Source organism: Undibacterium sp. Di27W, assembly GCF_049340345.1.
Taxonomy (GTDB): Bacteria; Pseudomonadota; Gammaproteobacteria; order Burkholderiales; family Burkholderiaceae_D; genus Undibacterium.
Genome location: NZ_JBMPOS010000016.1, coordinates 22,316 through 43,786, shown reverse-complemented (window position 1 = coordinate 43,786; position 21,471 = coordinate 22,316). Strand labels below are relative to the sequence as shown.

The 21,471-nt window shown below is 50.8% G+C and carries 21 protein-coding genes; 10 read left to right on the top strand and 11 right to left on the bottom strand.

Going from position 1 to position 21,471, the window contains the following annotated elements; genetic code table 11:
• Positions 1-57: 57 nt before the first annotated feature.
• The 3 genes from ACO0LF_RS26025 to ACO0LF_RS26015 form a co-directional block, all read right to left on the bottom strand.
• Positions 58-258 (bottom strand): hypothetical protein, encoded by a 201-nt coding sequence (locus ACO0LF_RS26025; RefSeq protein WP_423019360.1) that lies wholly within the window; start codon positions 256-258, stop codon positions 58-60.
• A gap of 170 nt (positions 259-428) precedes the next feature.
• Positions 429-1,463, bottom strand: a complete 1,035-nt coding sequence (locus ACO0LF_RS26020) for a rhomboid family intramembrane serine protease (protein WP_423019358.1) — start codon at positions 1,461-1,463, stop codon at positions 429-431.
• 183 nt (positions 1,464-1,646) lie between these two features.
• Positions 1,647-3,653, bottom strand: coding sequence for a TonB family protein (locus ACO0LF_RS26015; RefSeq protein WP_423019356.1), 2,007 nt, complete (start codon positions 3,651-3,653; stop codon positions 1,647-1,649).
• A 222-nt stretch (positions 3,654-3,875) separates the two neighbouring features.
• On the opposite strand from ACO0LF_RS26015, the gene ACO0LF_RS26010 reads away from it, so the two are divergent.
• Positions 3,876-4,454: a hypothetical protein gene (locus ACO0LF_RS26010; protein WP_423019354.1), complete on the top strand. Its 579-nt coding sequence runs from the start codon at positions 3,876-3,878 to the stop codon at positions 4,452-4,454.
• A gap of 198 nt (positions 4,455-4,652) precedes the next feature.
• A complete protein-coding gene (locus ACO0LF_RS26005) occupies positions 4,653-5,591 on the top strand; it encodes a 4-hydroxyproline epimerase (protein WP_423019352.1) in 939 nt (312 codons plus the stop codon).
• Between the two features lie 56 nt (positions 5,592-5,647).
• Here ACO0LF_RS26005 and ACO0LF_RS26000 read toward each other — a convergent pair whose 3' ends face one another.
• Both ACO0LF_RS26000 and ACO0LF_RS25995 read right to left on the bottom strand, forming a co-directional pair.
• Complete coding sequence (locus ACO0LF_RS26000) at positions 5,648-6,790, bottom strand: ABC transporter substrate-binding protein (protein ID WP_423019350.1); 1,143 nt, start codon at positions 6,788-6,790, stop codon at positions 5,648-5,650.
• Between the two features lie 168 nt (positions 6,791-6,958).
• Positions 6,959-7,726, bottom strand: coding sequence for a helix-turn-helix domain-containing protein (locus tag ACO0LF_RS25995; protein WP_423019348.1), 768 nt, complete (start codon positions 7,724-7,726; stop codon positions 6,959-6,961).
• A 362-nt stretch (positions 7,727-8,088) separates the two neighbouring features.
• On the opposite strand from ACO0LF_RS25995, the gene ACO0LF_RS25990 reads away from it, so the two are divergent.
• Positions 8,089-8,757, top strand: a complete 669-nt coding sequence (locus ACO0LF_RS25990; RefSeq protein WP_423007054.1) for a GntR family transcriptional regulator — start codon at positions 8,089-8,091, stop codon at positions 8,755-8,757.
• A 553-nt stretch (positions 8,758-9,310) separates the two neighbouring features.
• Entirely contained in the window at positions 9,311-9,742 is a 432-nt protein-coding gene (locus tag ACO0LF_RS25985) for a hypothetical protein (RefSeq protein WP_423007050.1), read from the top strand.
• Here ACO0LF_RS25985 and ACO0LF_RS25980 read toward each other — a convergent pair whose 3' ends face one another.
• Both ACO0LF_RS25980 and ylqF read right to left on the bottom strand, forming a co-directional pair.
• A complete protein-coding gene (locus ACO0LF_RS25980) occupies positions 9,743-10,519 on the bottom strand; it encodes an enoyl-CoA hydratase (protein WP_423019346.1) in 777 nt (258 codons plus the stop codon).
• A gap of 5 nt (positions 10,520-10,524) precedes the next feature.
• The gene (gene ylqF / locus ACO0LF_RS25975) at positions 10,525-11,460 is read right to left on the bottom strand and encodes a ribosome biogenesis GTPase YlqF (protein ID WP_423007046.1); all 936 of its coding nucleotides are present in this window, start codon (positions 11,458-11,460) and stop codon (positions 10,525-10,527) included.
• Between the two features lie 278 nt (positions 11,461-11,738).
• On the opposite strand from ylqF, the gene ACO0LF_RS25970 reads away from it, so the two are divergent.
• A complete protein-coding gene (locus ACO0LF_RS25970; protein ID WP_423019344.1) occupies positions 11,739-12,164 on the top strand; it encodes a DUF4952 domain-containing protein in 426 nt (141 codons plus the stop codon).
• Positions 12,165-12,195: 31 nt separating this feature from the next.
• Here the strand turns inward: ACO0LF_RS25970 and ACO0LF_RS25965 are convergent, their stop codons facing one another.
• The 3 genes from ACO0LF_RS25965 to ACO0LF_RS25955 are packed head-to-tail and all read right to left on the bottom strand — an operon-like array spanning position 12,196 to position 14,222.
• Positions 12,196-12,705: a nuclear transport factor 2 family protein gene (locus tag ACO0LF_RS25965; protein ID WP_423019342.1), complete on the bottom strand. Its 510-nt coding sequence runs from the start codon at positions 12,703-12,705 to the stop codon at positions 12,196-12,198.
• Between the two features lie 21 nt (positions 12,706-12,726).
• Positions 12,727-13,281, bottom strand: a complete 555-nt coding sequence (locus tag ACO0LF_RS25960; RefSeq protein WP_423019340.1) for a GNAT family N-acetyltransferase — start codon at positions 13,279-13,281, stop codon at positions 12,727-12,729.
• A gap of 2 nt (positions 13,282-13,283) precedes the next feature.
• A complete protein-coding gene (locus ACO0LF_RS25955; protein WP_423019338.1) occupies positions 13,284-14,222 on the bottom strand; it encodes a histone deacetylase family protein in 939 nt (312 codons plus the stop codon).
• A gap of 293 nt (positions 14,223-14,515) precedes the next feature.
• Here ACO0LF_RS25955 and ACO0LF_RS25950 point away from each other — a divergent pair, with 293 nt between their 5' ends.
• From ACO0LF_RS25950 to ACO0LF_RS25930, 5 genes are all read left to right on the top strand, one after another.
• Positions 14,516-15,436 (top strand): AAA family ATPase, encoded by a 921-nt coding sequence (locus tag ACO0LF_RS25950; protein ID WP_423019336.1) that lies wholly within the window; start codon positions 14,516-14,518, stop codon positions 15,434-15,436.
• A gap of 26 nt (positions 15,437-15,462) precedes the next feature.
• Positions 15,463-16,437, top strand: a complete 975-nt coding sequence (locus ACO0LF_RS25945) for a DUF58 domain-containing protein (protein ID WP_423019334.1) — start codon at positions 15,463-15,465, stop codon at positions 16,435-16,437.
• A 22-nt stretch (positions 16,438-16,459) separates the two neighbouring features.
• Complete coding sequence (locus tag ACO0LF_RS25940; RefSeq protein WP_423019332.1) at positions 16,460-18,466, top strand: transglutaminaseTgpA domain-containing protein; 2,007 nt, start codon at positions 16,460-16,462, stop codon at positions 18,464-18,466.
• A 59-nt stretch (positions 18,467-18,525) separates the two neighbouring features.
• A complete protein-coding gene (mltB, locus tag ACO0LF_RS25935) occupies positions 18,526-19,614 on the top strand; it encodes a lytic murein transglycosylase B (RefSeq protein WP_423019330.1) in 1,089 nt (362 codons plus the stop codon).
• A 325-nt stretch (positions 19,615-19,939) separates the two neighbouring features.
• The gene (locus ACO0LF_RS25930; protein WP_110257001.1) at positions 19,940-20,239 is read left to right on the top strand and encodes a hypothetical protein; all 300 of its coding nucleotides are present in this window, start codon (positions 19,940-19,942) and stop codon (positions 20,237-20,239) included.
• 288 nt (positions 20,240-20,527) lie between these two features.
• On the opposite strand, the gene cysM is transcribed toward ACO0LF_RS25930, so the two are convergent.
• Positions 20,528-21,430: a cysteine synthase CysM gene (cysM, locus tag ACO0LF_RS25925; protein ID WP_423019328.1), complete on the bottom strand. Its 903-nt coding sequence runs from the start codon at positions 21,428-21,430 to the stop codon at positions 20,528-20,530.
• Positions 21,431-21,471: the final 41 nt, after the last annotated feature.

Sequence of the window (21,471 nt, the reverse complement as noted above, 5' to 3'; positions counted from 1 at the left end):
TGAATATCATGAGCGGTCAGAACAGACCTTCTTACAAGAGCCCGAAAGGGTCTCGTCTTATTGCTTGGCGGCGATCTTGCCGATTAACTTATACAGCAACGCACAAATAAGCAATCCGCCAACACCTAGAGCCAGTACCTCTGGACTCATAATAATGACGGCAGTGAATATTCCAACCGCACCGCATGCCCCAAAACCTACCATAGGTATGAAACAGAGGAAAATAAAGAATATTCTAATAAATTTCTTAAATGTCATGGCCAGTCGTTTCCATCTGCATTACTTTATCTATTAACATCATAACGCACATTTTGAAAGATACCTGATTTGCAGCACAAGTACACTGCTCTGCCTCACCTCTCTCCTAAAAAGTCCGCCTGTAACCGTGCCTGACTTTTATCTGGATATGACTTTCGAAGTGCAGATAATCAAACTTGCCCTTGCAGATTTTCGCGTATTACTTGCACGCTGGTGTTAAAAAATTCAGTCAAGCTTGCATCGTCGACTGCCTGCATGATCTTGATGGCTGGAACAGGACTGAAAATCCTGAACGGAGCATCCTGCGTCATCATGACAAAAATCCGTTGCTCATTGTCATCTATCACCGCCCATTTCAAACCTGTCTCCAGCATTAAGGCATCAGCAAATACCAATTCCAGCGCTTCTACCTCATGCAAGGGCCGACCCTCCAAACCTTTTTGCTGCAAAATCGCTGCAAGGATTTTCAACTTGCCAGTTACGGTTTCAAACTGATCTCTTGCCTCTGGCAGATATTGTTCCCTGACCCAACTCCTTTGTGCTTCGGCTTTCAAGATATCTGCGGTAGAAAAGTACTGCAGGTTTTGCGTCTTGTTGGCCGGTAGCGCCCCGGATAACTGATCGGGACGCAAATTCTTGCATTCCAGATAGGCCCAGACAGCGCCTACCAGCAAGCCCATGCTATGCGCCCAATTGGCGATGGGGCCGAGTAAACCTGTCCAGCACAGGACAAACCAGATCAACATCATGTTAACGGTTGCCTGGCGCATGATGCCTTTGAAAGCAGGGTCGTAGCGGCCACGTATCCACACATAGGCAAACAAGCCATAGACGACACCAGACATACCGCCAAAATAAGGGTTGCCCGACAACAGGTACTGGAAAATATTGGAAACCACTGCTGCGACCAGGAAAAACCCCAGATAAAACCCCGGACCTTTGCGGTTTTCAATCACGGCGCCGAGATCCCATACCCACAACAGATTGAAGATTAGATGCATGGGGCCAAAATGGATGAAGGCTGGTGTCACTACCCGCCAGATCTGGCCTGACAATATGCTGGCAAACCCGACCTGATCAGGATCTGAAATGAACAGGGGGCGCAAGTCTTGCATGGATGTGCCAAAGCTGGATAGCAAGGCTACCAGGGCACTCAATGCGATCAATACAATGGACACATAGGAATATGGTTTTAATTTTCTCATTGGGGATTGTCAAAACATCTCGGATGAAGTGAAGCTAAATATTTTTCAGGATTTACACTAAGCTTACTTCATTTCACAGGAGCGGCTTCAGCCGCGAACGCTTTGCCGTGACGGTCATTTCCGTCTGCGTACGGTTTTCGCGGCTGAAGCCGCTCCTACACGATATGCATGGGTAATGATGGATTAATGCAGCTCTTCAACCAATCGCAGATTATCTTCAAAGTTCCAGATACGGCGTATTTCTATGACATCGTACTGTGCCGCGATATTGGGCGGGAAGGCGGAGTATTTGGCATTGATGCGCACGATGCGGCGTACTGCCTCATCGATGTCGGCACGGCCGCTGGAACGCACGATGGTGATGTCTTCTACACTGCCATCGCTACGTATGGAAACCACGACGACAGGATCGCCACGCGCCCGGTCTTTGGCCAGTTGCGAATAATTCAGGCTGCCATTGCGCTCGATTTTTTGCTTCCAGCTATCGATATAGAGACGCAAAGGTACGTCCTTGTCCTGGCTGCCAAACAGGCTGCGGCGACGCGGTTTTTCTTCCGTATCGCTGCGCACCACTGGCGGCGTGCCGCGTAATAAATCCAGGCCACGCGCCTGATCCCTGGCCTTGCTGACCAGGTCACCGCCCAGGGTATTTTTGGGTAAAGCAAAGGGATCAGACTTGTTACCCTGGCTGCTGCCATTACCTGGAGTATTGGCAGCAGCATTATTTTGTTGACCGTTGCTCTGACCAGGATTGACGCCTGCGTTGGCAGTCTGGTTATTGGCAGCGGCCTGTGCTGCAGCAGCTTTGGCAGAGGCTGCTGCTTGTGCTTGTGCTTGTGCTTGTGCTTGTGCTTGTGCTTGTGCTTGTGCTTGTGCTTGTGCTTGTGCTTGTGCACGTTGCTCAGCCGCGACTTGTTCTGCACGCTGGCGTGCTGCCTGCTCTTCCGCTTTTTGCCTGGACGCCAGTTCTTCGGACTTTTGTTTCGCTAGCAGTTCTTCATTCTTTTGTTTGGCGACTACTTCTTCTTGCTGCTTTTGCTTTGCGGCTGCTTGCTGGCGCTGCTCTTCCTGTTTGCGTTTTTCTGCCTCAAGTGCAATTTGCTGTTCTTTTGCTTGCTGTTCTTTCGCCTGCTGGTCTTTTGCTTGCTGTTGTGCCTGGGCCAGTTGCTGGGTGCGTTGTTTTTCTTCCTCCTGGCGTTTGCTGTCATCCTGGCGTTTTTGTTCGGCCAGTTTGACTTCTTCAGCTTGCGCCGCTTCGCGCTGGGCGCGGCGGTTTTGCTCTTCCGCTTCCAATTGTTTTTGCAGGGCTAATGCTGCCGCTTGTTTGCGATTGGCTTCATCGGCATCCTTGCGGTTTTCTTCATCCAGTTGCTTGCTCATTTGCTTGAGCTGGGCCTTGCCGTCGGTGCTGGCCTGTTGCGCCAGTTCTTCGGCTTGCTTGCGCATCAGTTCTTCACGTTTTTTACGCTTTTGCTCTTTTTCCTGGGCTTTGGCGGCCTGTTCCTGTGGTGTCTCTTGCTCTACACCTTCTTGTGTCACAGTGTCATATTGCTTCTTGGGGTCAGGCTCAGTCTCGGCTTTTTTGGGTATATCGTCAGGATTGGGCACCGCCATGGAAAAGCTGTCGTCACGCGGCATGTCCTGGGCTATCACTCTGGCGATGTCAGGGGCTTGCGTCTTGCGTTGCTGGGCCGCAGGTGGGCTTGCATCCTGCCTGGCTTTATGTGCTGCACGTGGTTTGCTGAGGGATTTGGCGAGCTGCGGTGCTGGTACTGGTGCCGCCTTTTGCGGTGCCACCAGGCGTATGCCAGCATTGGCCGCCTTGCTCTCACTGCGCTCAGTAGCGGCGGTTTTTGGTGTCAATCTGGCTGAGGCTGCTGTTGAGACAGGTACTGAAGCAGGTGTAGCATCCGTTTTGGGTGTGACTTCTTTGACTGGCGTCATGGGTGCAGACGAGTCGCTTGCCGCAGCAGCGCTGGCGGAGGTAGCGTTGTTGGCATTGCTGGCTGATGTTGTATTGGCAATCTGTATGCTGATCTGCGGCGATTCGGCACGGCGCTTGGCCCATGGTGCCTCCAGACCCGGAACACCCAGGCCGGGCAAACCAAACTGCAGGCAAAGAATAAATGCATGCACTGCGATAGAGATGAGCAAACCGCCAATCAGGCGCTGCTTGATCTCTTTGGGCATTTCATGTTCAGTTTGGTTTGGATACAAATTCATGCAACAGGTTTAATGGTTCCTCAGGTCTTGCGATGGCGTGTAGCAATAACGCATTACAATTACTCATTGTAAATATTATCGCATGGCCAAAATGCGAAACGTACTTTACCATCTGTATGCATCAAAAAAGTGCTTCAAGCTAAGAAATTCATCGCCTACACTTAATGGATCCTTCAAAAGGAGCGATATATGCGCCCAAATCTCAGCAGCAGTCAATTAAGCCGCCTGGCCATCGGCCTCGTATCCGCCCTGCTTTATCTGAGCACGCCAGCCATCGCAGAAGTTATCAATGTCACCAGCAATGGCTTCCAGGTCAGACATGAAGTGCAACTGAATATTCCGCCTGAAGAAGCTTATGAATTGCTGGTCAATGTGGGCAGTTGGTGGAATCCTTCTCATACTTATACCTTGAATACCAAGAACCTGAGCATTGATGCCAGGCCAGGCGGATGCTTTTGCGAGAAATATCCACATGGCGGCGGTGTACAGCATATGAGTGTAGTCCATGCGGCACCGGGCAAGGCCTTGCGCATGACAGGTGCACTGGGCCCTTTGCAGGCACATGGCCTGGCTGGCAGCATGGGCTGGGATTTTATTGCACAAAAACCAGCTGATAATAGTCAGGCCCTGAGCAAATTGGTGCTGACCTATACGGTTGGTGGTTATATGCCAGGCGGTTTTGAAAAAATGGCACCCATGGTCAATGCCATGCTGGCGGAACAAATCACACGCTACAAAAATCTTGCAAATACTGGCAAGGTCGATTAAAACCTGTTTCACGCTCTGAAAGCAGGATAGCATTATCAGTATTGCTATGCTGATTTCGTCGCACGCCAGCAAAATTTGTATCAAGACAAAAACAGTGGTTTTGCCTAAGCTAAGGCCAGTATTGTATTGACGACGTATCAGGCAGCCCCGGGAACAGGTCTGCCTGATATGGCAACCTAATCCTACACTGGCAAAAACATGAAAAAAATCTCGGTTATTGATTCACATACTGGTGGTGAACCTACGCGTATTATTATTGATGGCGGCCCCAACCTGGGCACTGGTGACCTGGCGACGCGCTTGCAAGTGTTTCGTGACAAATTCGACCACTACCGCTCAGCCACAGTCTGCGAACCACGTGGCTCGGATGTCATCGTCGGTGCGCTGGCTTGTACGCCGCATGACCCAGGCTGCACGACAGGGGTGATTTTTTTCAATAATGTAGGCTACCTGGGCATGTGTGGCCATGGCATGATAGGTTTCATCGTCACCCTCGCCTATCAGGGCAGGATTACGGCAGGCAAACACCGAATAGAAACTCCAGTAGGCATTGTAGAAGCAGAGCTGCATACTGATAACACAGTGACCGTGCACAATGTCCCCTCCTACCGTTATCGCCAGGCCGTGCAAATCGATGTTGCCGGACATGGACAAGTCATTGGCGATATCGCCTGGGGTGGTAACTGGTTCTTTTTGATTAACCAGCATGGACAGGATTTACGCTTATCAAATGTCGAGCAATTGACCGACTTTAGCTGGCGTGTCAGAAAGGCACTTGAGCAGCAGGGTGTCACCGGTGAAGACGGCGCATTGATCGACCATGTGGAATTATTTGGCGCACCGATGTCAGCCGATAATCATAGCCAAAACTTTGTGCTGTGCCCCGGCAAAGCCTATGACCGCTCGCCTTGCGGCACAGGCACCAGTGCCAAACTGGCTTGCCTGGCAGCGGATGGCAAGCTGGCAGAAGGCCAGGCATGGCGGCAAGAAAGCATACTGGGCAGTGTCTTTGTGGCCAGTTATCGCCATACAGAAGATGGCAAGGTCTTGCCCAGCTTGCGGGGCAGTGCCTTTGTCAATGCAGTCGCTCAGTTATTGCTGGATGAAGATGATCCCTTTATCTGGGGCATACGCTAAAGCGCTGCCGGTTGATCGTCCTTCATCTCAACCGGCTTAGCAAAAATTAATGCACATTAACGCAAAAAACGACCGTCTTTCGATACCACGGTCAGCTCGGCATAATCAGAACCCTGGTGATTATTCTTGCCAAAGGTAACAATGAAGCCATCAAAGTCGGTGCGCCCCATGCCTTCCAGGGCAGTGATGAGGCGTTCACTATTGACATCCTTACCGGCACGCTTGATGGCTTCAACAAACACCTTGGCATCCAAAAAGCCTTCTATGCCCAGGTAAGAATATTCCTTGATGCCCATCTTGCTCATGACTTTCTGGTATTCGCGCACCAGTGTCGTCGTGGCAGAAAACGGGAAAGGCAAGACCTGGGAAATAATCACACCCACACCGTCCTTGCCCAGCGCATTGATACCGGCCTGCGAGGCTAACACAGACAAGGCAAAGTACTGCATGCCCTTGACCTTCTTGTTATAGGCCTGGATAAAATCACTGGAAGCCTTACCTGCCGTAATCAGGATGATGGATTGCACATCGGCGGCTTCCATGGCACTGACTGCCTTGTCCAGATCAGATGAATCGCTATTGATGCTGACGACAGTCGCCAGTTTCAACTGACGTTTGGCGGCTGCCTGTTCTATGCCTGCCAGACCTTCCTTGCCAAAAGCATTGTTCTGAACCACCACACCGACCTTTTTTATACCGCGTACATTCAGGTGGTCAATGATTTTTTCTGTTTCCATGACATAACCGGCACGGATATTAAAGATACGACGGTTAAAAGGCTTGCGCACAACCTCGGCACCAGTCACGGGGGCAAAGCTGAGTATGCCAGCCTCATCCAGCAAAGGGGTCAACGCGGTATTGGCTGGTGTACCCAGCATGCCAAACAGAGCAATCGCTTTTTCTTTTTCTATTAATTGTTTGGCATTGGCGATGGACTTGGTCGCATCATAGGCATCATCAAGAATGACCAGCTTTATCTTGCGGCCATTCACGCCGCCCTGGGAATTAACATAGTCGAAATACGCTTTCGCACCAGTAGAATGAGCCAAACCCAGTTCTGCCAAAATGCCGGTCAGTGCAGTGGATTGACCTATCACGATGTCATTCGCCTCTGCATGGGCACTGACACTGCAGCACAACATCAAATTGACGAGCAAAAGCCTAGCCATCGCTTTACAGCGATTCAATTTTACAAACATATTGTCTCCAGTTTTTTTCCCTCCTGTGCAAGATGCCAGGTGGTGTTTTGGTTTTCTGCCTCAGGGATTATTTCCACAAGGCATTGAACAAAGAATAAAACACATCTTTGTCAAAGATTGTCATTTGAATGACTATCTTGTTTCCAAAAAAACATCCCCCCCTGTTTTTCAGCTCCGTACCACTGCGTCACGGTATTCACTCGGGGTCATGCCAACTGTGGCCTTAAAGATACGGGAAAAGGCGCTGTGGTCTTGATAACCACAGGCAACTGCAATGTCAGTGATGCTTAATTGCGACTCCGCCAGAAGCGAAGAAGCTGCATCAAGCCGGATTTTGACCATCATCTGCCGCGGTGTCAGGGAAAATATCTTGTGGAAGTTACGTTCCAGTTGTGCCACCGAGAGCCCCGTCAGTTTGACCAGGTCTGCCATGGCGATGGTTTGTGTGTAGTTTTGATGCAGATGTTTTACGGCAGCGGCAATCTTGGCGTACACGGGGTGGCGCTGGTCTGGCATGGCCAGGTCACGCGAGATACCAGCCATGCCTATGATGTGATGACGGGTATCACGCAAAGGGATTTTTTGCGTCAGGCACCAGCCGGGGGAGCGATTGGGATAGAGATGCAATTCCAGCTGATCATGGATTTCTTTTTTGCCACTCAAGACCAGGGCATCCTGTGCGGCATAACTGGTCGCCAGCGAAGTGGGGAATACCTCCTCTGCCTTTTTGCCTAACAGCGCATCCTTGTCCCTGGCGCCGCAGCGCCGGACCAGGGTGTGATTGACTACCAGATAGCGCCCTTCGTGATCCTTGACGAAAAAAACGATGTCCGACATGGCATCGAACAAGCTCTCAGAAAAAAATACATTGGCCATCTGGCTGGCCATTTGCTGGCGTTTTTCCTGAGCCGGGAAAGGGGGTGAGGGTAAGGTCAATTGATCAACTCCGTAAGCAAGTGGCAATCCAGAAATAAGTATTGCAATTAATGATTGTAAATAATTACTGCAAATAACTATTGCAAATAAGGTAATTTATAAATATATTTAAATTATATTTATAATGCCTAGCTTAACTTAAAATCCGGTTTAAAATCTACACCTATGCCGATTTCTGCGCAAATCACCAGCAAATAAGGACAGTCCATGGCAAAATCGTGCAAAGGAATATATTGCTTTATGTCAAAAAACAGCGATAACAATAGAAAAACACGTAGAATTTGATAAGTACGTACTTTTACAAGGTAAAATTCGTACACTAATAGGTAAAATCCATACAAAATACAGAACATGGATATCTGATGCTTGCTACTCCTGAAAAAATACTCACTTTCACCCCAAAACTGCGGGCTGCTGACGTTGCTTATGACGCCATAGAAAGCATGATAGTCACGCTGCAGTTAAAGCCTGGCTCACCAGTCGTCGAATCTGAACTGGTGGAAAGAACCGGCCTGGGCCGCACCCCATTGCGTGAAGCCCTGATGCGCATGTCCTCAAATGGCTTGATACAGCAAATGCCCAGGCGTGGCCTGATCATCAGCGACATTGAAGCCGCCGAGCACATGACCCTGATAGAAACCCGTCGTGTCATAGAACGCCTGATCGCCTCCAGCGCCGCCCGCCGCGCCACGCCCCAGCACCGCAAGGACATCGTCGAATGCGCTGACAAAATGCTGGTCGCCGCCAAGCGTAATGACCTCAATGACTACATGGCTGCCGACCAGGCCCTGGACCACGTCGTCCACGAATCCTGCCGCAACCCCTCTGCCGTAGCCGCCGTCATCCCCCTCATCATCAAATGCCGCCGCTTCTGGTACGCATTCCAGCACGAAGGCGACATAGAAGAAGGCGCCCGCTGCCACATGCTGGTCGCCAAGGCAATCGCCAAAGGCAATGAAGAACAGGCTGCCAAAGCTGCTGATGGCTTGATGGATTACCTGGAGTCGTTTGCGCGTAAGGTGATTGGGTAGCGGTGTTTGGAGTTTAGCAAACCCCATTTAACCGAAGTATGCTCGCTCAACGTCGCAGCAACGCTGGGGTTGCTTTTGACTTTAGCAGTTGTTTTTGACGTTAGCAGTTCCCATGTGTAGCCGCCGTTTGTGCAGTACAGAAAATGGAAAAAGAAGAGCCGCTGTCTGAGCCGCAGGCGAGTTTCGGATCTTCCCATTTTTTGTACTGCACAAACGGGAACCCCGCAGGGGCGGCTATGCCTGGGTCGCCTTTCTTTGAATTCTTTCTTTGGCGACGCAAAGAAAGAATTTCGGCTGCCGGGCCGAGACCCGGCTTGTATCCACGGAGGGAAGTCGTGCTAATCATAGTGAATCATGTAACGAACAACACGGCATACCACAAACGCCGCTGGATTCCTGCTAAAAGCACGCAGGAATGACGTTAATAAGATTGCCGGTCATGTTGCGACTCAGCAGTCGCAAGCCATCCTCTTAAATATCCCCAAAAGTATGGAATAAAAACACTTTCAATTGTGCCCAATTCTTCAGCAGCTAAGGGTATAATCTTGCCCCTATGGCATTCCAACCTTTTATTTCCAAACCCAATATCCAGGCAGTAGCCCTGGCCACTGTGGTCTATGGCTTGCTGTATATGATTTTTATTGCCACGCTGAGAGCATCCATGCCCCAGCCTACTTTGGTGATGATGGACAGCGGGCTTTGGAGTAATCGATTTTTCATGACCATTTGTGGTCTTGCGCAATATGTATTGCCAGGATTACTGGTGGGTTATCTGGCAAAAAAGTCACCGATGATGCATGGCTACCTGTTAGGCATTGCCACCACAGTCATGGTGTATGCCTATGCCAGTTTTGCCTATAGCGACACGCCTGCGCAGTTGCCCAGCTCTTATACCATTTTGTATACCTGCTTTGTGGCAGGTGTCTGGTGCTCACTTGGTGCGGTCATCGCCGACCATGTCAGCAATCAGGAAACGGAAGAGTAATCAAGGCCAGTCAGGCTTGCGCTTTTCCAGAAAAGCCTGCACACCTTCTTGCGCGGTATCATCCAGCATATTGCACGCCATGGTTTGTCCTGCCAGTTGATAGGCCGCTTCGACACCCATTTCCAGTTGCTTATAGAATAATTGCTTGCCCATGCTGATCGCCAGTGCAGGCTTGGCAATGATGCTGGCCGCCAGTTCTGCGATGCAGGCATCGAGTTGTTCGGCGCTGACGACACGATTGATGAGGCCGCGCTGCATGGCTGTCTGGGCATCAATAAAGTCCCCCGTCAGCAGCATTTCCATGGCTTGTTTGCGCGAGACATTGCGCGACAAGGCGACCGCGGGTGTGGAGCAAAACAGACCTACGTTGACACCTGAAACAGCAAAGCTGGCATTATCGCTGGCAACTGCCAGATCACACATGCCCACCAACTGGCAACCTGCCGCCGTCGCCAGACCTTGCACACGAGCGATGACAGGCTGAGGCAATTTCTGGATAGCCAGCATGAGTTTGCTGCATTGCTGGAACAAGTTTTTGTAATACGCCTCTGAGGGGCTGGTCTGCATTTGCCTGAGGTCATGGCCAGCACAAAAAGCCTTGCCAGCGGCAGCCAGTACGACGACACGTACAGTTTCATCCAGCGCGATGGTTTTGAATTCAGCCTGCAGGGCCGCCAGCATTTCTTCTGAAAGCGGGTTGAAGCGCTCGCCACGGTTCAGTGTCAGGGTAGTGACACCCGCTACATCGCTGCGCAAGACAAAAGGTGCTTGTGCCACTACACTCATTCTATGTCGTCCGCTTCTTCTGGTTCCATGCCGGTTTGCACGCTCTTGCCCTGCCCCAGCAAAATTGGGGGCACATAGGTCGCCAGCAAATGCTCACGACTGGCCGGGGTTTCCAGGCTCACGCGGCCCAGGGCACCGCTACGGTAATCCAGCAACAGAGTATGCGAGGCTTTCTCATAATCCCAGTCACCACCTTTGAGTTTGTAACCACGCTTCTTGGCCACACCCTCAATAACCGAGACAGCATCGATGCCTTCGACTGGAAAGCCATAGCGTGCCGTGATGAATTTTGGATAATGAATCAGCAATTGCTCAGCCAGAAATGTCGCGATTTCTTCCTCGATCAGCGCGTTCACGCCTACCGCATGGCTGGCTGCCAGCATCAGACCATCGGTAGGATGTTCTATCTTGGGCCACAGCATACCTGGGGTGTCGGTCAGGATCATGTTCTTGCCCAGGTACAGACGTTGCTGGGTCTTGGTCACGGCAGGCTCATCACCCACATTGGCGACACGCTTTTTGAGCAAGGCATTCATCAAAGTCGATTTACCGACATTGGGTATGCCCATGATCATCATGCGCAAAGGCTTGGTCGGCACGCCGCGATGCGGTGCCAGCTTCAAGGCCAGGCCAGGTACTTTGGCAACGTCAGATGGCTTTTTGCAGCTCAGGGCGACAGCGAACACGCCTTTTTGGGCATTATAAAAATCCAGCCAGGCCTTGGTGGCATTTGGGTCGGCCAGATCGGCCTTGTTCAAGATCTTCAGGCAAGGACGTTGGCGGAAGGTGCGCAGCGACTCTACCATGGGATTGCAAGAGGCTTGTGGAATACGGGCATCTTGCACTTCTATCACCAGATCGGTGTTTTCCATGGTTTCCGCCGCCTTCTTGCGGGCGGCGTTCATGTGGCCGGGGAACCATTGTATGGACATGCTTATTCTTCTTTTTAGCAAAAACAAAGCGATATTGTACGGAACTCTGCCCTGCTTGCGCCGGATTTTGCTTTCTACATCTGAAAACCAGCCCATTTAGGCGATTATTTTGCCAAATTATCATCCTGCGCGTAGCAGTTAGCGATGATTTTAATCAACATAGATAATTGGATGACAAGCTCCAGCTTATCCAGCTTACTATGCAAGCTTGCTTTGATACACATCGAAGGAACTAAATTTTGTACAAACACTTCTTGCTGATTGCGCTGACTATATTAATGACAAGCTCAATCCAGGCGACAGAGCTTGTGCCTGGTGCCAGCAGCAATGCGCCAGAATGCGCTGACTTTTTACAAAAGCTGGGTAAAAAGCCAGATGCCCTGGTTTTTATAGAATGCAAACCGGCCATGGATGCACAAATCCACACCCTGCTGGCAAGTTACAAAGTCAGAGGGAGTGAGGCTGCACAAATAGAACGCTACCTGATAAGGCACACCAGGATGTCAGCGCTGCAGCGGGTATGCTGTATCTGGGAAAACCGCCATCGCCCTCTGCACAGCGGTAAAGGCCAGCTAAACAGCGGCACTGAATTCAATTACAGCATAGTCATGGGGACAGGCGAAACCCTGATCGCTCAAAGAAAAGATTGGGGCAAGATAGACTGGTTTTATGTCAATGTGGAGTTACCACTAGAGTCGCCTTGAGCCTGACCTGACTTATACCCCATGCCTCTGGCTATTTTTTTGGTACTTGTTCAGCCTGTTTTTCATCCAATTTTTTGACGCCCGCTGACAGGTAATCCGTCAATTCATTCGGGACTGTCAAGGACAACTGATAGTGCTTGATTTCAAAGCCTTGCGCGGTCTGGCGTATCACGCCTGTTGCCTGGCAAATACCCATCTGGGTTTGCAATTGTTCATCGAACCATATCCATTGACGGTCTTCTGACATATTGATGTGGCGATTAAAGGACTTGAACGCCCAGGCCGATGGCCGCTCGAAAAAGCGCCTGGCCCAGATTTTGAATTCCTCCCTGCTCCAGCGCTCAGTCTTGTCTGTCCCTATATAGATACCATCTTTTGCCATCTTGTCGAAATATTGCAGGCGCGCATGAGCGGCATCGTCATGCCATTCATCAATGAATTGCGCGACCCTGCTTGCGACAACAGCCACATCATCAGCGGCATGTACCTGGGTCGCGTGCATTGCCAGTGCAGCCAGTAAAGTGCTCAGTATTTTTTTCATCTTCACATCCTGTGTTAAGGATCAGCTTTGCCGTTTCAGATAATCTTCTTGCGTGATGCGGTAAATCAGGCTGGCCGCTTCACCTGGTACGTCCTCGACTTCTGAAAATAGCTGCATACCGATTTTTTCCAGCGTACGGCGCGAAGGGATATTGGCAGGCCTGACCAGGCCATACACAGCATCCTCGGCCAATATGGTAAAAGCGGCATGCAAGGCAGCTTTGGCCATTTCCGTGGCATACCCTTTACCCCAGGTATGGGCAGCAAAGCGAAAATAGATATTCAAACCACTGAAATCAGCTATTTGCTTGCGCATGACACCGCCAAAACCCAGCACCTGATGTGGCTCGCTGAGAGAACAAACGGTCCAGTAACCGAAATGCTTGCGCTCCCAGGCGCCTGCCCAATCATCCAGCAATAACCTGGTCGCTTCACGCGACCTGGGACCGGTAGGATTATGTATATTGGTGGCGGGGTCGCCATGGATGAGGGCCGCGCTATCCAGATCACGGCGTTCCATCTTGCGCAGCAAGAGACGTTCCGTCTTTAGCGGACTGAGGCTAGCGTAATTAATCATGCTCAATCCAGATCTGCCAGCACTTTGAGATGCGCTGCCACGCTGCGCCCAAGGGCAGACAGGTTGTAGCCGCCTTCCAGGCAACTGACGATGCGCTTCTGGGAAAACTCCTGGGCTATTTTCATGATTTCTTTTGTCATCCAGGCATAGTCGGCTTCGACCAGGCCCATCTGCCCCATATCATCTTCGCGGTGGGCATCAAAACCGGCGGAGATAAAGATCATTTCTGGTGCAAACTTGCGCAGGGCTGGCAACCATTGCTCGGTCACCAGTTGGCGCACCACATCGCCATAGCTATGTGCTGGCACAGGAATATTCACCATATTGCTGGCCGGATGCTCGGTGCCGGTATAGGGATAATATGGATGCTGGAAAAAACTGACCATCAGCACCCGCTCGTCATCGCGAAAGGCTTCTTCGGTGCCATTGCCATGATGGACATCAAAGTCAACGATGGCAATGCGTTGCAAGCCGCGCACTTCCAGCGCATGCTTGGCCGCCACGGCGATATTATTGAACATGCAAAAACCCATGGCTTCGCTGGGAGTGGCATGGTGACCAGGCGGGCGTATGGCACAAAAGGCATTTTCCACTTCACCGTCGAGCACGGCATCGGTCGCGGCCACGGCCGCACCGGCGGCACGCAGTGAAGCGCGCCAGGTATAGGCGTTCAGGGAGGTGTCGGCATCCAGTGGAAAATGGCTATATTCCGACTTTTCAGATGGGCAATTTTCTCTTATCCTGTAGATGGCGTCGGCAGTGTGGACCCTGGCCAGATGCGCTTCTGTGGCTTGTGGCGCATCACGATGATCGAGCAAAGTGCTGATACGGCTGGCGATCAATTGATCATCGATGGCTTGCAGGCGATCTGGTGATTCAGGATGCCATGAGCCCATTTCATGGCGTTTGCAGTCAGCATGGGTGTAGTACGCAGTTGTCATGTCTCGGTGCCAGAACTGCCACAAATCCTGCAAGTCAGGTGCACACCTGCTCGGGACTTATGAAACCCGTTCTGCTTATCTGTCTTATTAATAAATGAATTAGTTTCACCCTATTTGCCCGATTTTGCAAATCCGTCTGTCTGAAACTTTTCACTATGGGCAACAGTTTTTGATATTTCGGTTTACACTGTGAACACAGAAATTTGACAATTCCCGCGCCAGGCCAGTTTGATGAACCATCCCTGCGCCGTGAATTTCAGGCAAGCACCTACATTGATAAGCAAGGAAAAAACATGTTTTCCAAAGTACATAAAGTCGCCAAACAGGTTAATAATGTCATCATAGGCAAGGAACAGCAAATCCGGCAAGCGCTGGTCTGTTTGCTGGCAGGTGGGCATTTATTGATAGAAGACTTGCCTGGTGTGGGCAAAACCACGCTGGCGCATGCGCTGGCAATTTCACTGGGGCTGAAGTTCAATCGCCTGCAATTTACCAGTGACTTACTGCCTGCAGACGTGGTTGGCATCTCGATTTTTGACAGGGAAAAGTCGCAATTTATTTTCCATCCCGGCCCCATCTTTGCCCAAGTCTTGCTGGCCGATGAAATCAACCGCGCCACACCCAAGACCCAGTCGTCCCTGCTTGAGGCGATGGAGGAAAGACAAGTTTCAGTAGAGGGACAGACGCGCAACCTGCCTCAGCCTTTCTTCGTCATCGCCACCCAAAATCCGGCCCATCAGGTCGGCACCTTTGCCTTGCCTGAATCTCAACTGGACAGGTTTTTGATGTGCCTGACACTGGGTTACCCGGATGCTGCCGCTGAACGTGCACTCTTAATGGGCGAAGACAGGCGCAGCCTGCTGGCGCAATTGCCAGCTGTCATGCAAGCCGAAGAATTGATGGAAGCACAGCAGCAACTCAAGAAAATCCATACCTCGGCCTCACTGATAGACTATGTACAGGCGCTGGCCCATGCCACGCGCCAGGGAGATTTGTTTGCCGAGGGCATGAGCCCGCGTGCCTCTATCGCCCTGCTGCAGGCAGCCCGTGCCTGGGCCGCCATGGAGGGACGTGACCATGTCTTGCCTGAAGATCTGCAAGCGGTCTTGATACCCGTCATTGCGCACAGGATGCGCCCATTGAAATCCATGACAGGCAAAGTCAGTGCCAGTAGTGAATTACTGACGCAATTGATGAAGCGCGTCAGCGTCTGAAGCTGTGGCCATAAAGTAAAAACGGCATGTTCACATCCATAAAGAAAAGACTGCGCAAAATCGTTTTTCTGGAGAGCAAACCAGAAAGCGGTGAAGTATTCCTCAATCAGAGGCGGGTATTCACCCTGCCCAGCAAGCCTGGCCTGGTATTCGTCGTACTCTTGCTGCTGATGTTTTTAGCCTCCACCAATTACAGCCTGAACCTGGGTTTTGGCCTGACTTATGTACTGGGCGGGATTGCCCTGATCAATGTGTTTTATGCCTTCCGTAATCTGGCTTATCTGCATTTATTGCCTGGCTCAAGCAGGGCAGTCTTTGCAGGCGAAGAAACTGAATACACGGTCTACCTGATCAACCGCCGTGTGCATGCACGTTATGCCATCAGTGTGGGTTTTGCTGAAAAAGGTCATCCAGAAAAATTTGTCGACATCGCTCCCGATAACCGCGTCGCCGTGCAACTCAGCTACCCCACGACAAGCAGGGGCTGGCAGGCGATACCCAGAATACGCTTGCAAACCCATTATCCTCTGGGCCTGTTGCGGGCCTGGAGCACCTGGCTGCCAGATAGCGTTGCCCTGGTCTATCCCCAGCCGGGAGAAAATCCACCGCCCCTGCCCTTGTCTGGCGAAGGAAAAAAAACAGAAGTTCCAGGGCATGCTGGAGATGAAGACTTTGCTGGTGTGCGTGCCTACCAGCCAGGAGATGCGATGAAACATCTGGCCTGGAAACAGATCGCAAAAGTCGATCCATCCCTGGGAGGTAATCTGGTCACCAAGCAATTTGCTGGCGGCTCTGGCAGCGATGTGCTGCTGGACTTTCGCAGTATGTCAGGGAATATGGACACAGAACTTAAATTGTCACGCATGACCAGTTGGGTGCTGGAAGCCGATCAGCGGGGATTGACCTATGGGTTTCGCCTGGGGCAAACGGAATATGATCCAGCCAGCGGGCCCGAGCATTGCAATGCCTGTCTGCGTGCCTTAGCCCTCTACGACCTGTGAACCAGCGATGCACCAAATGAGAATGCCACTATTTCGCACCATACTTTCGCGCGACAAGGCCGACACCCTGCTGCTGATCTTTGCCTGCTTCTTCGTGCTCTTACCGCATGCAGAACACGTCAAATGGTGGGTGAGTGTCTCCTGCGCCCTACTGCTGACATGGCGGGGCTGGCTGACCCTGAGTGGCCGCCGCTTGCCTCCGGCACTGTTATTGCTGCCCGTTGCCATACTGATGATGGCAGGCGTATACCTGACTCACAGGACGTTTTTGGGCCGGGAAGCCGGAGTCACCATGCTGGTGTTGCTGCTGACTTGCAAGCTACTGGAAATGCACGCCAAGCGTGATTTGTTCGTGGTGATTTTCCTGGGTTTCTTCTTATTGCTGACCAGCTTCTTTTATCAGCAAACCATCTTTGCTGCGATACTCACACTGACGGGTCTGTGTCTGCTGCTGACAGCGCAATTATCCTTTCATTACACCGGTGCTGTTCCCCCGCTTTGGCAAAGGCTGAAATTCGGTGCTGGCATACTGGGTATGGCTATCCCCCTGACCATTATCGCCTTCCTGTTATTCCCACGCATACAGGGGCCACTCTGGGGCTTGCCAGGGGATGCGCAATCCGGTCGCAGCGGGCTCTCAGGTTCCATGTCGCCAGGTAATATCAGTGAACTGGCCCAGTCTGAAGAAATTGCCTTTCGCGTCCGGTTTGATCAAGCCGCACCTGCCAAGCCCCTGCTCTACTGGCGTGGCATCGTCATGAATCAATTTGATGGCCGCAACTGGTCTCAGGAAGAAAGGCGGTCTGCCTACAGCAGCACACAAAATGTTGACAAGATCACCTACCGGGGTCAGCCAATACGCCAGGAAATCACTCTGGAAGCAAATGGCCAAAACTGGCTATTTGCACTGGACATGCCGAGTAGCAATCCTGAAATAGAAGGGGCGGCAGGAAGCGCAGCCTTCGTGAACAGGCTCATGGAAACCCGACGCGACCAGGCCACCAATGAGAGAATCAAATACAGCATCACTTCCTATACCAGCTATAGCCTGGACGCCGATAGCAGTAAAGAAGCGCAGGCGAGCTCACTGGCCCTGCCGGAAAGCTATAACCCGCGCACGCAAGCCTTTGCCAATAATTTGCGTGCGCAATACCAGGACGATCAGCAACTGATACTGGCCGTGCTGGATTATTTCCGGCGTGAGTCCTATGTATACACACTGGAACCGCCGCGACTGGGCAGGAATAGTGCCGATGAATTCCTGTTCGATACCAAGGCTGGTTTTTGTGAGCACTATGCCAGCGCCTTTGTGTTGCTGATGCGGTCGGCGGGCATACCGGCGCGCGTCGTCACTGGTTATCAGGGTGGCGAATTGAATTCGGTAGATGGTTTTCTGGAAATACGGCAATCCAATGCCCATGCCTGGACTGAAGTCTGGCTGGAAGGTAAAGGCTGGCTCAGGGTAGACCCCACCGCTGCCGTCGCACCAGAACGGGTAGAACGTTCCCTGAACTATGCCGTACCTCGCCAGGGACTGGCAGGACTGATGAATCTGAGCCCGGCCAGCGTTTCTTTTTTCAATCAAGTACGCATGCAATGGAGTGCCGTCAATAACTCATGGAATCAATGGGTATTGAATTACAACCCTGGCGCACAAAGAAGTTTCTTGAATTCGCTGGGCTTCATGAAGGTGGACTGGACGCAAATCGCTTTGCTGTTTTTTATCGTGGCCAGCCTGGTCATCGGTTTGATGGCCCTGCCCCTGATACGCAACCGTCCACGTATTACTGCGCTCGATAAGGTATACTTTTCTTTCTGTCGCAAGATGGAGAAAAAGACCATAGCACGCGCCTTGCATGAGGGGCCCAAAGCCTATCTGGAAAAATTGCGTACCAGCCTGCCCGCAGCAGAATTTGAAGATGCTGAGCGCTTTCTGACGCTATATGCAAGTGCCCGCTATGGCAAAGACTCAGGTCCGGAAAGCACACTGATCCGGCGTTTAAAAACCTTATTGGCGGCATGCCGCTAATTTTTTATTGACGTATTTTGATCTCTTTCACGACAACCGCAACAAAGCAGCCTGGCTCATTGCTGAACTGTATTTCCTCCCTCATCATCGCGACAGCCCTGCTCACTGCAGGGCAAGCATATGCCATCGAGAAAAAACACGTAAAAAAAGCCGCAACCAGTGACAGCACTGCCAAAGCTCAGAATGCCGAAGGACATTTTGAACAATCCAAAGAAGTAGCCAGCTTTATCTCCAGCATGGTGAGCAAGCATGGTTTTAGCGAAGCTGAACTGAAAACCATTTTCAAGCAAGTCAAATACATAGGGTCTGCCAGGCAATTGATGCGTCCCGCGCCTCCCGGCAAACCCAAGAACTGGAAAGCCTATCGCGCCCGCTTTGTCGAACCTTATCGCATAGAAGCAGGCATCGCTTTCTGGGATAAATATGCAGATGCACTGACCAGGGCAGAACAGGAATATGGCGTGCCGCCAGAAATCATCGTTGGTCTGATCGGTGTGGAAACCATATTTGGCAAACAAACTGGTGGCTTCCGCGTGATGGACGTATTAACGACGCTGGCATTTGATTATCCAGATACCCCCACACGTGATGTACGCATGCAATTTTTCCGAGCCGAACTGGAAAACATGTTGCTGATGGCCAGGGAAGCTGCACTGGACCCATTCCTCTTCAAGGGTTCTTATGCCGGTGCCATAGGCTGGCCACAATTCATGCCTGGCAGTATCAGGAAATACGCGGTGGACTTTGATGGCGACGGCAAGATCAATCTGACCGATTCACCGGTCGATGCCATAGGCAGTGTTGCCCACTACCTGGCCATGCATGGCTGGAAGCGCAATTTACCCATCGCCTTTCCAGCCACCCTGGTCGTTTCTGAAAAAAGTGAGCAACTACCTGCTGTTCTGGGGAAAGGTTTACAAGCCAGTTATCAGTTGCAGGATTTAAAAGCCATCGCGACAACAGCCAGTAGCGAAGCGCCAACAAATATCCAATATGGTCTTGTCGATCTGCAAAATGGTAATGACGCAACAGAGTACTGGTTTGCAACAGAAAACTTTTTTGCCATCACCTTGTACAACCGTAGCTATTTTTATGCAATGTCGGTCTTTGACCTTGGCAGAGCAATTGCACTCGCCAGACAAAAATAATTAGTGTTAAAGACTGTTGGCGCATGTTACAAGGGGAAGTAAAGGATTTAACAGATTTTATAGAACCAAATAAAATTGTTAATTTATGTTATTCTAGTAACTAATTACTGGAATAAACATTGCCATTCAGTATTTTCTAAACTAAAGTGTTGTTATCTAGTTGACACATTTGCGTATGAACTAAGCAATGTGTCAAGAGATTTAACAATGGTTTGCTATTTTTCTGACAAGCAAATTATATTTTAAAGATACAATATTACCGTTTGATTAATTTTTTATTGAAGCAACAAAATTTAGCATCAATAAACTAAACAGCGAGGTAATTATGGCAAACCTGACCCAGCTTGAATCCGATGAAATCGACTATGATCCAAACAATCTGTTGGATACTCTGATCAAGCAATTGCATTTGAAAAATGATGCAGCACTCTCCAGAGCATTGGAAGTGGCACCACCAGTAATTAGTAAAATCAGGCATCGTCGCCTGCCTGTCGGCGCTTCACTGCTGATACGCATGCATGAAATCAGCGATGTCAGCATTAAAGAACTGCGTGAATTGATGGGCGACCGTCGTGCGAAGTTCCGTATCAGCGATAAACAATTCAAACCAAAAGACGCAGCATAAGTCTTTTTATTTGATCGTTGCCTGCTGCCTGGTAAATCTGCAGATTTTCAGGAAGACTGCTTCTTTGAAAAATACCGAAAACACGCCACAAGCGTGATTTCGGTATTTTTTTTGTTTGAATTTTTTGTGCTGTTTTTTGCGACGCTTTCCTGTCGCGCTTTTTACACACTTATTGCGCACTTTTTATATTCTTATTGTGCGCTGGATTTATGACAGGATGATGTAGCAAAACTGTGTAGATATACAAATGCAGCGAGCGCCTTGCTTGCGCTCGCTTTGGCTTGATGGTCAGGCGGGGAAAACACCAGTCGATAAATAACGATCACCTCGATCGCAAACAATGAAAACGATGGTGGCGTTTTCTAGCGTTTGCGCGATGCGCAAAGCGATTTCGCAAGCGCCTGCGGCAGAAATACCACAGAATATCCCCTCCTCCACCGCCAGCCTGCGTGCCATATGCTCGGCATCTGCCTGCGTCACAGATTCGACCTGGTCTACCCTGGCCTTGTCATAAATCCTGGGCATATATGCCTCTGGCCATTTGCGTATGCCGGGGATTTGCGAGCCCTCTTCAGGTTGCGCACCGATGATATGTATCTGTGGGTTTTGTTCTTTGAGATAAGCAGACACGCCCATGATGGTACCAGTAGTCCCCATGGCGCTAACGAAGTGCGTCACCTGCCCCTTGGTATCACGCCAGATTTCTGGGCCTGTGCCTTCGTAATGCGCCAGGGGATTGTCTGGATTGGCGAACTGGTCGAGTATCACGCCACGCCCTTCTGCCTGCATTTGCTCCGCCAGATCGCGTGCATATTCCATGCCGCCAGTCTTGGGGGTCAGCATGATTTGCGCGCCATAGGCGGCCATGCTTTGACGACGCTCTATACTGAGATTTTCCGGCATCAGCAATACCATTTTGTAGCCACGCATGGCAGCTGCCATGGCCAGGGCTATGCCGGTGTTGCCGCTGGTGGCTTCGATCAGAGTATCGCCAGGCTTGATCTGGCCACGTTCTTCCGCTCTTTTTATCATGGACAAGGCTGGCCTGTCCTTGACTGAGCCAGCAGGATTATTCCCTTCCAGCTTACCCAGGATGACATTATTACGGCGCTGATTTTCAGCACCAGGTATACGCTGCAATCTAACGAGCGGGGTATTGCCTATGGTGTCTTCGATGGTCAGATAGGTCATGGTAAGCAGCTTGAAAAAGACAAACTCTCATTCTAATCGCA